Below are 13577 nucleotides of genomic sequence, written 5' to 3'. Positions count from 1 at the left end.
AAGAACTCTGCATGACGTTATACAGCCGGGCAAGGGACATCTCATGATCCAGTTCGACGCGGTCCACAAGCGCTTCCCCAACGGCACGACAGCAGTACATGATCTCTCCCTGGAGATGCCGGAGGGCGGGGTGACCGTCCTCGTCGGCTCCTCCGGATGCGGCAAGACCACCACCCTGCGGATGATCAACCGAATGATCGAGCCGACCTCCGGCACGATCAGGGTCAACGGCGAGGACGTCACCCGGCAGGACGCCGCCGAACTCCGCCGTTCCATCGGGTACGTCATCCAGCAGGCCGGCCTCTTCCCGCACCGCACGGTGCTCGACAACATCGCCACCGTCCCGCTGCTCCTCGGCTGGAACCGGAAGAAGGCCCGCGCCCGCGCCGCCGAACTCCTGGAGACGGTCGGCCTCGCCGCCGACGCGGGCAAGCGCTACCCGCACCAGCTCTCCGGCGGCCAGCAGCAGCGCGTCGGCGTCGCCCGCGCACTCGCCGCCGACCCGCCGGTACTGCTGATGGACGAGCCGTTCGGCGCCGTCGACCCGGTGGTGCGTACCCAGCTCCAGGACGAACTGCTGCGGCTCCAGAAGGAGTTGAACAAGACCATCGTCTTCGTCACCCACGACGTCGACGAGGCCGTCCGGCTCGGCGACCGCATCGCGATCTTCCGCACCGGCGGCCACCTGGTCCAGTGCGCCCCGCCCGCCGAACTCCTGGCCCGCCCGGCCGACGACTTCGTGGCCGACTTCCTCGGCGCCGAGCGCGGCCTGAAGCTGCTCTCGCTGAGGACCCTGGCCGGCGTCCCGCAGGGCCCGGCTCCCGAGGGCGGCGCCTGGAGCCTCGTACTCGACGCCGGACGCAGGCCGCTGCACTGGGCGTCGAAGTCCACGGACGCCGAACTCCCGGTGCGGGCGCTCAAGGACACCGACTCGCTGCTCTCGGCCCTCGATGAGTCGATCGCCTCCCCGACCGGGCTCGTCGCCCGGGTCGACGCCGAGGGCGTCCTCACCGGCGTCTCGTCCCGCGACGACATCCACGTGCACGCCGGCCAGGCCCACACCGAGGCCCGGGCGGTGGCCGCATGACCGTGGACTGGTCGTGGATAGGCGACCACACCGACGATCTGACCAGCCTCACCCTCTCCCACCTCCAGGCCGCCATGACCGCCGTCTTCCTCGGCCTGGTGATCTCGCTGCCGCTCGCGGTGCTCGCCCACCGGGTCCGTCCGCTGCGCGGCTTCCTGCTCGGCCTGTCCAACGTGCTCTTCACGATCCCCTCGATCGCGATCTTCGTCCTGCTGCTGCCGGTCAGCGGCCTGACCCGGACCACCACCGTCATCGGCCTGACCGTCTACACCCTGGTGGTGCTGCTGCGGAACACGGTCGAGGGCCTGGACTCGGTCCCGGCGAAGACCAAGGAGGCGGCGAAGGCGATGGGCACCCGCCCGCTGCGCACCCTCCTCACCGTCGAGTTCCCGCTCGCCCTGCCGGTGATCTTCGCGGGCGTCCGGATCGCCACCGTCATGTCGATCTCCCTGGTGTCCGTCGCCACCTACATCGGCGACGGCGGCCTCGGCCAGCTCTTCACCGACGGCTTCCAGCGCGACTTCCCGACCCCGGTGATCGTGGGCGTGGTGCTCACGATCCTGCTCGCCGTGGTCGCGGACGCGCTGCTGGTGGCCCTCCAGTACGTCCTCACCCCGTGGCGCAGGAGGCGAGCCTGAGATGTTCGAACTCATCAAGAACCTCGGCACCTGGCTGACCAGCGCCTCCCAGTGGGCCGGCCAGGACGGCATCGCCCACCGCCTCACCGAGCACCTCCAGTACTCGCTGCTCGCCACCCTGATCGCCGCCGCGATCGGCCTCCCGGTCGGGCTGCTGATCGGGCACACCGGCAAGGGCGCGTTCCTCGCCATCAACCTGGCGTCCTTCGGGCGCGCGCTGCCGACCGTCGGCCTGGTGGTCCTGGTCTTCCTGGCGGGCGGCCTGTCCATGCTGCCGGTGTACGTGGCGCTGGTGGCCCTCGCGGTCCCGGCGATCGTCACCAACACCTACGCCGGGATGACCGCCGTCGACCCGGACGTCCGCGACGCCGCCCGCGGCCAGGGGATGCGCGGCCACCAGGTCCTCCTCCAGGTCGAACTGCCGCTGGCGCTCCCCCTGATCATGACCGGCCTGCGGCTCGCGCTGATCCAGGTCGTCGCCACGGCCACCATCGCCGCGTACGTCTCCTTCGGCGGCCTCGGCCGCTACGTCTTCGACGGACTCGCCCAGCGCGACCTCGTCCAGGTGCTCGGCGGCGCGGTGCTGGTCGCCCTCGTCGCCGTCGTCCTCGACCTGCTCCTGAGCACCCTCCAGCGCTTCCTCTTCCTCCCCCACTCTCGACTTCGCTCGAGCGGGGGGACCCCCACCCGCACCGCCTAGGGAACCCCGAGATGAACCGTCGTACCCTCCTCGGTGGCCTGCTCGCCGCCGGATCCGTCACCACCCTCTCCGCCTGCTCCAGCGGCATCACCTCCCTGAACGAGAGCAGCGGCTCGACCGCCGGCGGCGGCTCCAGCAAGGGCGGGATCACCATCGGCACCGCCAATTTCACCGAGAACCAGGTGCTCGGCTACCTGTACGCGGCCGCGCTCAGGAAGGCCGGCGTCCAGGTGAAGGTCCGCCCGAACCTCGGCACCCGGGAGATCGTGATCCCCGCGCTCAAGGCCGGCGACATCGACCTGCTGCCCGAGTACCAGGGAGCCCTCCTCAACTACCTGGCCCCGAAGGACGACTCGTCCGAGCCCGGCACCATGCAGAACGCGCTCACCCTGGCGCTGCCGGCCGGGCTCCAGGTGCTGCCCTACGGCCAGGCCGCCGACTCCGACTGCTTCGTGGTCACCCGGGCGACCGCCCGGAAGTACGGCCTGACCTCTCTCGCCGACCTGGCCAAGCAGAACGGCAGGCTGGTCATCGGGGCCGCGCCCGAGGTGAAGAAGCGCCGGGTGGGGGCGGTCGGGCTCCAGGAGGTGTACGGCGTCGAGTTCAAGGAGTTCAAGTCGCTCGACTCGGACGGGCCGCTGGTCAAGGGCGCGCTGAAGAAGGGCGACGTGGACGTGGCGAACCTGTTCACCACCGACACCGACATCGCGGCCAACGGCTGGGTGGTGCTGGCGGACCCGAAGAACCTGATCCCCAGCCAGCACATCGTCCCGCTGATCGCCGACCGCAAGGCCGACGACACGGTCCGCAAGGCCCTCGCCCGGCTCGGCAACATCCTCACCACCGAGCAGCTCACCCAGCTCAACAGCCAGGTCGACAACGACAAGAAGGACCCGGAGGACGTGGCGGACGCGTACGCGAAGCAGCACGGTCTGGCCTGACCCGCAGGCGTCGGACCGGGTATCGGGCGGGCGATGATCCGGCCAAGGATCGTTAAATCGGCACGGAGAGTGACGTTTCCGCCCCGTACAGTGATGACGGTCCACCGGCCCCAGCAGCTGAGGAAGCGTCATGGCCTCGAACCCCAGGGCCTTTCCGACGGCCACCGCCGTCGGCGCGCCGGCCGCCGCCCCCGCCTCGACCAGCGCCGCCCTCGACGAACTCCTGGCGGGCAACCGCCGTTACGCCACCGGCCGCGCACGCCGCGGCCGGGTGCCCGCGCAGCGGCCGTTCGCCGTCGTCCTGGACTGCGTCGACTCCGGGGTCCTGCCCGAGCTGCTCTTCGACCAGGACCTCGGCGCCCTGCTGTGCATGAGGACGGCCGGGCAGGTGCTGGACGAGGCGGTGCTCGCCTCCATCCAGTACGGGGTGGCAGAACTGCGCGTACCGCTGGTCGTGGTGCTCGGCCACGAGGGCTGCGGGGCGGTCGCCGCCACCCTCGGCAGGCTTCGCACCGGCGCACCGGTCCCCGGCCACCTGGAGCTCCTCGTCGAGGAGATCGCCCCGGCGGCCCGCCGGACCGGGGCACTGCCCGGGGACTGGGCCGCCCACACCGTGCGGGCCCACGCGGTGTGGGTGCGGGACGCGATCAGGGCGGACTCCGCGTTCGCGGGAGCGGCGGTGGTCGCGGCGCGCCTCGACCCGGACAGCGGGCTGGTGACGCTGCTGCCCTGAGGGCGGACCCCCGGTGGGATGCGGGGGCTTGCCCCAGTGCGCCGGGCGGCCCGGGTGCCTACCGTGGCCTCCATGACGGACGCGCATGACACCGATCTGCACAAGGACCTGGCCGCCACCCTGCACGCGCGCAGGGACCTGGGGCCGGAGTACGAGACGGAACTCGTCGACTCCTTCATGGAGAAGATCGACAGCCGCATCGACGGCGCCGTGGAGCGCCGGCTGCGCCGGGGCCTGGCCGAGCAGCAGATGCAGGCGGCCCGCGGGGCGCGGCGCTCCAAGGGCACCGACTCCTGGGGCGAGCGGTTCGGTTTCGGGATCGTCTCGCTGGTGCTGGCGATCCCGCTGTCGGCGATCGGTGGGGCGTTCGCGGGCATGACGGGCCTGATCGCCACCTGGATCGGCATCGTCGGTGTCAACGCCGCCCAGGCCGTCCGCCTCAACCCCGACCTGTTCCGCCGCCCCGACCACGACCGCGAGGACTGAGCAGCGGGCCCGGCTGTCCGTGGCGTCAGCGTGCGAACTTCTCGATGGCCGCCGGGGTGACGGGGGTGAAGAAGTTGACCAGGTTGCCGTCGGGGTCGCGGAACAGCAGCGAACGGTTGCCCCAGGGCATCGTGGTGGGCTCGGTGACGAAGTCGGTGACGACGTCGGCCAGGTTCCGGTGGACGCGGTCCACGTCGTCGACGAGGAACTCGGTGATCACGCTGTGGTTGGCCGCCGGACGGGCGGAGCCCGGGGCGAACAACGGGACCGTGCGGGTGCTGCCGATCGCGAGGGTGGCGCCACCGATCCTGAGCTCGGCGAAGTCCTCGGTGGCCCACGTCGCCTGAGCCCCCGTGGCCCGCTCGTAGAAGTCGACGAGGCGTGCCACGTCGCCGGTGATGACGCGGATCGAGACGAAGTCCATGGGAATCTCCTTGGTCGTGCTGAAGGCGTGCACGTCGCAGGCTAGGAGAAATAGAGGACAGAATCGGTCCTGTATCGGAGTTAGGCTGCGGACATGTCCCGACCCACCGGCCGCGTGCTGACCCTCCTGGAACTGCTGCAATCGGGAGGCACCCGGACGGTGGCCGAGCTCGCCGACCGGCTCGGCGTCGAGGGGCGCACCGTGCGCCGGTACGTGGACCAGCTGGTCGACCTCGACGTGCCCGTGGAATCGGTGCGCGGCCGCTACGGCGGGTACCGGCTCGGCCCCGGCTACCGCCTGCCGCCGCTCATGCTCAGCGACGACGAGGCGCTGGCCGTGCTGCTCGGCCTGATCGCCGGCCGACGGGCGGGGCTGACGACGACGGAGCGCACGGCGAACGAGACGGCGGCGGCGAAGATCCGGCGGGTGCTGCCCCGGCACATCGCCCGCCGGCTCGACACGCTCCGGGAAGCGCTCGCCTTCACGGACCGGCCCGGCGAGTTCGACACCCCGGACGCCGGGGTGCTGCTCACCGTCGCCGACGCGGTGCGCCACCGCCGGCCGGTCTCGATCCGCTACACCGACCGTGCCGGACGGCCCAGCGAACGCACACTGCACGCATACGGGATCGTCGCCCACGCGGGCCGGTGGTACGTCACGGGCAAGGACGCCGGGCTCGGTGAGGACCGGACCTTCCGGCTCGACCGCATCGCGGACGCGCGGACCCTGCCCGGCTCGTTCGAAGCGCCCGTGGGTCCCGCTCCGGCAGAGCGCGTGCTGTCGGGATTCGCCACGGCCGAATACCGGCACGAGGTGACCTTGCGGATCCACGGGACAGTCGAGCAGATCCGCGCCCGCCTTCCTGCCGGCGTCGCGAGCCTGGAGGAGCACGAGCCCGCGGCCGGCGAGGACCGGACGACCGAGCGCTGGCTGCGTGTCGAGCTGCGGGCGGAGCGGCTCGACTGGCTGCCTGCGGTGCTCGCCGCACTCGACCGGCCGTTCGTCATCGAGCGTCCCGACGAACTCCGCGACCTCGTCGTCGCGCTCGCCGACCGCCTCGCGTCCCACGCCCGCCGGGCCTGACCGCGAGGAACCAACGTCATGAGAGGGCACAGCGTGGCCGTCTTGTTCCCTCCCCTCGTCGCGCCCGCGACGCCGAGGACGCGGAGGTGCACCTGATCGACGGCGGTCACTTCCTGATGGAGAGCCACCTGGACGTCGTCGCGGGTTACCTGCGCGGCTTCCTCGGGCGGGTGCTGGGACAGGCGGGGTCGGGGACCGGGCGGGTCCGGTGAGCACCGTCGGCGTGTCACGCCTGCCGGGTGGGCAGGGCGACGATCTGGCTCAGGTTGACGTGCCGGGGCCGGCTGGTCACGTAGCCCACCAGGTCGGCGAGGTCGGCCGCGGACAGTGAGCCCATCGCCGCCAGCATGCCGTCGACCTGCGCCCGCCCCTCGTCCGACCCGATGTGGTCGGCCAGTTCGGTCTCCGTGAGCCCCGGCTCGATGTTGGTGACCCGCACGTCACGCGGCCCGAACTCGGCGCGCAGCGCCTGCGAGAGCTGGGTGACGGCGGCCTTGGTGGCGCCGTACACCGCGTAGGTGGGGAAGACGAGGTGCGCGCCGATGGACGAGACGTTGACGAGGTCGGCGGTACCGCCCCGCGCGGCCGCCGCCACCAGGTCCCCGGTGAAGGCCCGCAGCACCCGCAGCACGCCGGTCACATTGGTGTCGATCATGCGCTGCCACTCGTCGAGGCGGCCGTCGTCGACCGGGTGGGGCAGCATCACGCCGGCGTTGTTGACCACCAGGTCCACGGTGCCGAAGGCCCCGTGCACGGCGTCCGCCGCCGCCTGCACGGACGCGTCGTCGGTGACGTCGGCGACCACGGCGAGGGCTTCGCCGCCGGCCGCCCGGATCTTCGCCGCCACCGTCTCCAGCCGGTCCGCGCGCCGGGCGAGCAGCGCCACCCGGGCGCCCTCCGCGGCGAGCCGCACGGCCACGGCCTCCCCGATCCCGCTGGCGGCCCCGGTCACGACGGCGGTACGGCCGGACAGGTTGTCGTACGACATGAGGTACTCCCTGGTCGGTGCCGCCGGGTCGGTCCCGGTGGCGTGTCCCCACCCTCGCCGGGTCCGGCGGGCCCACCCAGGGGCCGACTTTTCCTGGGTCTGCCAGTACCAGGTTCGGCGGCGGCCGCTCCCCTACGATCGAACCCATGGACGGGGACCTCGGAGACTTCCTGCGCTCGCGCCGCGCCCGTATCCGGCCCGAGGAGGTGGGGCTGCCCTCGTACGGGCGGCGCCGCGTACCGGGCCTGCGCCGCGAGGAGGTGGCGCAGCTTGCGGGGGTGAGCGTCGACTACTACATCCGGCTGGAGCAGGGTCGGGGTCTGAGCGCCTCCGATGCCGTGCTCGACTCCATCGCGCGGGTCCTGCGGCTCGACGAGACCGAGCACGCCTATCTGCGTACGGTGGCCCGCCCGCGGGCGGCCAAGGGGGCACGGCGCCCCGCGGTACCGCGTGTCCGCCCCGGGGTGCAGCTGCTGCTGGACGCCCTGGAGCGGTCGCCGGCGTTCGTGCTGGGCCGCCGGATGGAGGTGCTGGCCTGGAACGCGCTCGCCGACGCGCTGCTCGGCTTCGGCGCGCTGGAACCGGCCGACCGCAGCATGCCCCGGCTGGTCTTCCTGGACCCGGCGGCGGCCGACTTCTACCCCGAGTGGGCGGCGATCGCCGCGCAGACCGTCGCCAACCTGCGCATCAGCGCCGGCCGGTACCCGGACGACCCGGCCCTGACCGGTCTGGTCGGCGAACTCTCCGTCAAGAGCGCGGACTTCCGCAGGCTGTGGGCGGACCACGAGGTCAAGGCGTGCGCGTACGGCGTGAAGCGCGTCCGGCACCCGGTGGCGGGCCTGCTCGCGCTGCCCTACGAGACGCTGACGGTGCCCGAGGACCCGGACCAGACGCTCGTCGTGTACACCCCCGAGCCGGGCTCGGAGACGGCGGAGCGGCTGGCGCTGCTGGGCAGTTGGGCGACGGCCGGCTGAGGCCGGGGAGGATGGTGCGCGGGGACCGCCGCACCCCCGTTACCGGGGGGCGGGACGACGGCGGTCCCCGCGAGGGACGTTGACCGGGTCAGGGCCGGGTCTCACGTCCGGCGTCCATGGAGGTCCGGGAGCCGCTCCGGAGGTCCTTGGACGTTCGGTGCCGGCCCGGGCGGGGAGCCGCTCCCGCCCTGCCGACACCCACCAATGTGCCGGACCCGTGTTAAGCGTGTGCTGCGTGTACGTGACACGCTCGTACCACTTCCGCGAAGTCCACCGCTCGGACGGGAAACAGCAAGTTCCCCGGCGCCACGGGCCGTTCACCGGACGTTCCGCTACTGCTTGCCGCCCTTGGCGAGAAACGCCAGCAGGTCCTGCCGGCTGACCACGCCGGTCGGCTTGCCCTCGACGAGGACGATCGCCGCGTCCGCCGTGCCCAGCACCGTCATCAGGTCCGCGACCGGCTCACCGGAACCGACCTGCGGCAGCGGGGCGCACATGTGCTTCTCCAGCGGGTCCTCCAGGGAGGCCCGCTTGCTGAACAGCGCGTCGAGCAGCTCCCGTTCGACGACCGAGCCGACGACCTCGGCGGCCATCACGTCCGGGTGCCCGGCGCCCGGCTTGACCACGGGCATCTGCGAGACGCCGTACTCGCGCAGCACCTCGATGGCCTGCCCGACGGTCTCCTCCGGGTGCATGTGGACGAGGGAGGGGATGGCGCCGCCCGCCTTGTCGCTGAGCACGTCGCCGACGCGGGCGCTGGGGCCCTCGTCCTCCAGGAAGCCGTAGTCGGCCATCCACTCGTCGTTGAAGATCTTGCTGAGGTAGCCGCGGCCGCTGTCCGGGAGGAGGACGACGACCACGTCGTCCGGGCCGAGCCGCTCGGCCACCCGCAGCGCGGCCACGACGGCCATCCCGCAGGAGCCGCCGACCAGCAGCCCCTCCTCCTTGGCGAGGCGCCGGGTCATCTGGAAGGAGTCCTTGTCGGACACGGCGACGATCTCGTCGGCCACGGTCCGGTCGTACGCGGTGGGCCAGAAGTCCTCACCGACGCCCTCGACGAGGTACGGCCGCCCGGAGCCGCCGGAGTACACGGAACCCTCCGGGTCGGCACCGATCACCTGGACGCGCCCGTCACTGGCGTCCTTCAGGTAGCGCCCGGTGCCGGAGATGGTCCCGCCGGTGCCGACGCCCGCCACGAAGTGGGTGATCCTCCCCTCCGTCTGCTCCCACAGCTCGGGGCCGGTCGAGTGATAGTGGGAAAGCGGGTTGTTGGGGTTGGAGTACTGGTCCGGCTTCCAGGCGCCGGGGGTCTCACGGACCAGCCGGTCGGAGACGTTGTAGTACGAGTCCGGGTGCTCCGGGTCGACGGCGGTCGGGCAGACCACGACCTCGGCGCCGTACGCCCGCAGCACGTTGATCTTGTCGGTGCTCACCTTGTCGGGGCACACGAAGATGCACTTGTACCCCTTCTGCTGGGCCACGATCGCCAGTCCCACGCCGGTGTTTCCGCTGGTCGGCTCGACGATGGTGCCACCGGGGCGCAGCTCGCCGCTCTTCTCCGCGGCCTCGATCATCCGCAGCGCGATGCGGTCCTTCACGGAGCCGCCCGGGTTGAAGTACTCGACCTTGGCGAGGACCGTGGCCCGGATGCCCTGGGTGACGCTGTTGAGTCTCACCAGCGGGGTGTTGCCGACGAGACTGATCATCGAGTCGTGGAATCGCACCGTTGTCTCCGGTTACTTGCAAAAAAGTGGTCTTGGTGGTGTCGCCAGACTACGGGGCACGCCCGAGGTTCACTCCCCGTTGAGATTGGCGGACGGTCCGTACGGGGCAAGGAGTGGATGGACGGCAACGAGGAGGTGGCGGCGACGCATGACGAGTATGTCGAGGGCACGGGTGGCCCGGCGGATCGCGGCCGGTGCGGCGTACGGCGGAGGCGGGATCGGACTGGTCGGCGCGGCCGCGGTCGGGGTGGTGCTGGCCGAGGTGCGGATGGCCAGGACGGCCGTGGGCAACGGCAGCGGCGGCGGCCGGGTGCCGACCGCGGACGGCCGCTACGGCGACGACGGCTACGGCGGCGCGGGGGAGCCGCCGCTGCGCCTGACGATGCTGGGCGACTCCACGGCGGCGGGGCAGGGCGTGCACCGGGCCGCCCAGACCCCGGGCGCGCTGCTGGCGTCGGGCCTGGCGGCCGTCGCTGAACGCCCGGTCGAACTCACCAACGTGGCCCTTCCCGGCGCCCAGTCCGACGACCTGGACCGCCAGGTGGCGCTGGTCCTCGGCACCGGCGCGGCCGTCCCCGACGTCTGCGTGATCATGATCGGCGCGAACGACGTCACGCGCCGCATGCCACCCACCCGGTCGGTCCGTCATCTCTCCGCGGCGGTCCGGCGGCTGCGTACGGCGGGCGCCGAGGTGGTGGTCGGCACCTGCCCCGACCTGGGCACGATCGAGCCGGTACGGCAGCCGTTGCGCTGGCTGGCCCGGCGGGCCTCCCGGCAGCTGGCGGCGGCCCAGACGATCGGCACGGTGGAGCAGGGCGGCCGCACGGTGTCGCTCGGCGACCTGCTGGGCCCGGAGTTCGCGGCCAACCCGCGTGAGCTCTTCGGCCCCGACAACTACCACCCCTCGGCGGAGGGCTACGCCACGGCGGCGATGGCCGTGCTTCCCACGGTCTGCGCGGCCCTCGGCCTCTGGCCGGCGGACGAGGAGCGGCCCGACGTCACGCGCCGCGAGGGCTTCCTCCCGGTCGCCCGCGCCGCGGCGGAGGCGGCGGCCGAGGCCGGCACCGAGGTCACGGCGGCCATGCCGACGGGTCCGCGCGGCCCCTGGGCCCTCCTGAAGCGCCGCCGCCGCCAGCAGGTGGAGCCGCCCGCGCCCGCCTTCCCACCCGACCCCGCGTCCGAAGAGGCGAGATCGAGGGCCCGCACCACCGAGTAGGGCGCGCCGCTCGCCGACGTCGGGTGAGTGCCCCGCAAGGGGCGCGGGGAACTGCGCGACCAGCCCCCACGCCCCCGCACGGGTCCACGCACCCGGCAAACAAGAAAAGCAAGCGCTTAGAAAGTGCGGTCAGTGTCACACTCCGACACCCGTGACCGATGACATACGTACCGGTAACTTCCGAAGCGGCCCTGCCAACCCCCGTCACTGGAGCCGTGATGCCCGAAGCCGTCATCGTCTCGACCGCCCGTTCCCCGATCGGCCGTGCCGTCAAGGGCTCCCTGAAGGACCTGCGCCCCGACGACCTCACCGCGACGATCATCCAGGCCGCCCTCGCCAAGGTGCCCGAGCTGGACCCGAGGGACATCGACGACCTGATGCTCGGCTGCGGCCTGCCCGGCGGCGAGCAGGGCTACAACCTCGGCCGGATCGTCGCCGTGCAGATGGGCATGGACCACCTGCCCGGCACCACGATCACCCGCTACTGTTCCTCGTCCCTCCAGACCAGCCGCATGGCCCTGCACGCCATCAAGGCCGGCGAGGGCGACGTCTTCATCTCGGCCGGCGTCGAGATGGTCTCCCGCTACGCCAAGGGCAGCTCGGACGGCCTCCCGGACACCATGAACCCGCTCTTCGCCGAGGCACAGGCCCGTACCGCCGCCACCGCCGCGTCCGAGGGCTCCACCTGGCACGACCCGCGCGAGGACGGCCTGCTCCCCGACCCGTACATCGCGATGGGCCAGACCGCCGAGAACCTGGCCCGGATCAAGGGCGTCACCCGCCAGGACATGGACGAGTTCGGCGTCCGCTCCCAGAACCTCGCCGAGGAAGCCATCAAGAACGGCTTCTGGGAGCGCGAGATCACCCCGGTCACCCTCCCCGACGGCACGGTGGTCAGCAAGGACGACGGCCCGCGCGCCGGCGTCACCCTGGAGGGCGTGGCCGGCCTGAAGCCGGTCTTCCGCCCCGACGGCCTGGTCACCGCGGGCAACTGCTGCCCGCTGAACGACGGCGCCGCCGCGGTCGTCGTCATGAGCGACACCAAGGCCCGCGAACTGGGCCTCACCCCGCTCGCCCGGATCGTGTCGACCGGCGTCACCGGTCTCTCCCCCGAGATCATGGGCCTCGGCCCGGTGGAGGCGAGCAAGCAGGCGCTGCGGCGGGCCGGCCTCACCATCGACGACATCGACCTGGTCGAGATCAACGAGGCGTTCGCCGCGCAGGTGATCCCCTCCTACCGCGACCTGGGCATCCCGCTGGAGAAGCTGAACGTGAACGGCGGCGCCATCGCCGTCGGCCACCCCTTCGGCATGACCGGCGCCCGCATCACCGGCACGCTGATCAACTCCCTCCAGTTCCACGACAAGCAGTTCGGCCTGGAGACGATGTGCGTCGGCGGCGGCCAGGGCATGGCGATGGTCATCGAGCGCCTGAGCTGACCCCTGAGTGACCGTCACGGAACCGTCCGTGACGCGACGGCCCGGTGTTCGAGAAACCCCCGAACACCGGGCCGATTTGTGATCCAATCTCCCCCAGGATGTGACCTATCTCCCTCTGCGGAGACATCACAGCAGGTCAGCGCGGTTGTCCTGGTAAACCCGGGGGTCAATTCCCTGCCCGTTTCGTGACGTTACGCACTGACAGCTGGATAGTCCACCCTTCAAGCTGATGTAGGAAGTCGGGGGTCGACTTTGAACCGGGAGTACGTCAGTGAGCGCCATGCCGATCGCCTTGCTGCTCACCACGGCCGCCACGGGCGCCGTGGGCGTCGCTGTCCTGCGCACCGTTCTGAAGCTGCGCCGTCAGGTCGCCGAGCTGCACACCCAGCTTGCCCAGAACCAGGCCGCCGCGATGCGGGCCCTGCTGCCCGCCGCCCGCAGCCACGCGGACGCCGAGGAGATCCGCGCCGCGGTGGCGGAGGCGCTGGCCGAGGAGCGGGAGCGGGAGCTGGCCGAGGCGCGTGCCTTCTGGGCCGCGCAGGAGGCGCGTGACGTGTCCGACACGCCGTCGCTGCTGGGTCTGGCGGACAACGAGCTGTTCCTGCCCCGGCAGGCCGACTTCGCCGGTCTCGAGCCGGTCGCCGAGCCGACGGCGGAGACCGACGAGTTCACCGGGGACTCCCCGGAACTGGCCGCGGCGCGGCGCCGGCACCCGTCGCACCCGGACTTCGTGCCGGTGCAGTCGCCGATGGTGAACGACCACGAGCGTACGGTCGCGACGCTGGAGCAGCTGGCCGAGTCGCAGGTGGAGCTGTCCGACGTCCGCCCCGGCCCGCTGGGCACGCTGGACGTCTATGTCTTCGCCGACGGCACGACCCTGTGCATGACGCCGGGGCACCGGGAGACGGCCGAGCGGCTGGCCGCGGCCCTGGGCGCCGGTGAGACGCCGTACCTGCTGGGCGGGTCGGGGATCTCGGGCGCGTACACGCTGACGTTCGCGTGCGGGGAAGAGAACGTGTACATCCTGGCGGACCGGGTCATAGCGTCGCTCTGAGGCCCTGAGGTTCCGGGGTTCTGAGGTTCCGGGGTTCTGAGGTTCCGGGGTTCTGGGGTCTGGGGTCCTGGGGTGCGTAATCGGGTGCGG

Annotated in this window: 15 protein-coding genes; 12 read left to right on the top strand and 3 right to left on the bottom strand. The window is 72.0% G+C overall.

Annotated features, from left to right (window positions below; translation table 11 throughout):
• The first annotated feature begins 43 nt into the window (after nt 1-43).
• The 6 genes from AAW13_RS04365 to AAW13_RS04340 all read left to right on the top strand — a co-directional run bounded on the left by AAW13_RS04365 (nt 44) and on the right by AAW13_RS04340 (nt 4585).
• Nucleotides 44-1087, top strand: coding sequence for an ABC transporter ATP-binding protein (locus tag AAW13_RS04365; RefSeq protein ID WP_046731673.1), 1044 nt, complete (start codon nt 44-46; stop codon nt 1085-1087).
• On the top strand, nt 1084-1725 hold the full coding sequence (locus AAW13_RS04360) for an ABC transporter permease (protein ID WP_046731674.1): 642 nt from the start codon (nt 1084-1086) through the stop codon (nt 1723-1725). Before AAW13_RS04365 ends, AAW13_RS04360 begins: the two co-directional genes overlap by 4 nt.
• A gap of 1 nt (nt 1726) precedes the next feature.
• Entirely contained in the window at nt 1727-2425 is a 699-nt protein-coding gene (locus tag AAW13_RS04355; protein WP_046731675.1) for an ABC transporter permease, read from the top strand.
• Between the two features lie 11 nt (nt 2426-2436).
• Nucleotides 2437-3366 (top strand): ABC transporter substrate-binding protein, encoded by a 930-nt coding sequence (locus AAW13_RS04350; RefSeq protein ID WP_046731676.1) that lies wholly within the window; start codon nt 2437-2439, stop codon nt 3364-3366.
• A gap of 130 nt (nt 3367-3496) precedes the next feature.
• Nucleotides 3497-4099 carry a carbonic anhydrase gene (locus tag AAW13_RS04345; RefSeq protein ID WP_046731677.1) on the top strand — a complete coding sequence of 201 codons (603 nt, stop codon included), beginning with the start codon at nt 3497-3499 and terminating at the stop codon, nt 4097-4099.
• 72 nt (nt 4100-4171) lie between these two features.
• Nucleotides 4172-4585, top strand: a complete 414-nt coding sequence (locus AAW13_RS04340; RefSeq protein WP_046731743.1) for a hypothetical protein — start codon at nt 4172-4174, stop codon at nt 4583-4585.
• Nucleotides 4586-4610: 25 nt separating this feature from the next.
• Here AAW13_RS04340 and AAW13_RS04335 read toward each other — a convergent pair whose 3' ends face one another.
• A complete protein-coding gene (locus tag AAW13_RS04335) occupies nt 4611-5009 on the bottom strand; it encodes a VOC family protein (protein WP_046731678.1) in 399 nt (132 codons plus the stop codon).
• A gap of 93 nt (nt 5010-5102) precedes the next feature.
• Here AAW13_RS04335 and AAW13_RS04330 point away from each other — a divergent pair, with 93 nt between their 5' ends.
• The gene (locus tag AAW13_RS04330) at nt 5103-6092 is read left to right on the top strand and encodes a helix-turn-helix transcriptional regulator (protein WP_046731679.1); all 990 of its coding nucleotides are present in this window, start codon (nt 5103-5105) and stop codon (nt 6090-6092) included.
• Nucleotides 6093-6178: 86 nt separating this feature from the next.
• The gene (locus tag AAW13_RS47365) at nt 6179-6304 is read left to right on the top strand and encodes a hypothetical protein (protein ID WP_276207583.1); all 126 of its coding nucleotides are present in this window, start codon (nt 6179-6181) and stop codon (nt 6302-6304) included.
• Nucleotides 6305-6318: 14 nt separating this feature from the next.
• Here the strand turns inward: AAW13_RS47365 and AAW13_RS04325 are convergent, their stop codons facing one another.
• Nucleotides 6319-7080: an SDR family oxidoreductase gene (locus AAW13_RS04325; protein ID WP_046731680.1), complete on the bottom strand. Its 762-nt coding sequence runs from the start codon at nt 7078-7080 to the stop codon at nt 6319-6321.
• A gap of 146 nt (nt 7081-7226) precedes the next feature.
• Between AAW13_RS04325 and AAW13_RS04320 the strand changes: the two genes are divergently transcribed.
• Nucleotides 7227-8054, top strand: a complete 828-nt coding sequence (locus tag AAW13_RS04320) for a helix-turn-helix transcriptional regulator (protein ID WP_046731681.1) — start codon at nt 7227-7229, stop codon at nt 8052-8054.
• A 332-nt stretch (nt 8055-8386) separates the two neighbouring features.
• Here the strand turns inward: AAW13_RS04320 and AAW13_RS04315 are convergent, their stop codons facing one another.
• Nucleotides 8387-9778 (bottom strand): cystathionine beta-synthase, encoded by a 1392-nt coding sequence (locus AAW13_RS04315; RefSeq protein WP_046731682.1) that lies wholly within the window; start codon nt 9776-9778, stop codon nt 8387-8389.
• A gap of 148 nt (nt 9779-9926) precedes the next feature.
• On the opposite strand from AAW13_RS04315, the gene AAW13_RS04310 reads away from it, so the two are divergent.
• The 3 genes from AAW13_RS04310 to AAW13_RS04300 all read left to right on the top strand — a co-directional run bounded on the left by AAW13_RS04310 (nt 9927) and on the right by AAW13_RS04300 (nt 13487).
• Nucleotides 9927-10994 carry an SGNH/GDSL hydrolase family protein gene (locus AAW13_RS04310; protein ID WP_071659422.1) on the top strand — a complete coding sequence of 356 codons (1068 nt, stop codon included), beginning with the start codon at nt 9927-9929 and terminating at the stop codon, nt 10992-10994.
• Between the two features lie 218 nt (nt 10995-11212).
• Nucleotides 11213-12433 (top strand): acetyl-CoA C-acetyltransferase, encoded by a 1221-nt coding sequence (locus tag AAW13_RS04305; RefSeq protein ID WP_046731684.1) that lies wholly within the window; start codon nt 11213-11215, stop codon nt 12431-12433.
• Between the two features lie 280 nt (nt 12434-12713).
• Nucleotides 12714-13487: a hypothetical protein gene (locus AAW13_RS04300; protein ID WP_206306146.1), complete on the top strand. Its 774-nt coding sequence runs from the start codon at nt 12714-12716 to the stop codon at nt 13485-13487.
• Nucleotides 13488-13577: the final 90 nt, after the last annotated feature.

The sequence above is a fragment of the Streptomyces humi genome, assembly GCF_001005085.2.
Lineage (GTDB): Bacteria > Actinomycetota > Actinomycetes > Streptomycetales > Streptomycetaceae > Streptomyces > Streptomyces humi.
The sequence above is the reverse complement of the archived record's forward strand: the minus strand, read 5'-3'. Positions and strand labels throughout refer to the sequence as shown.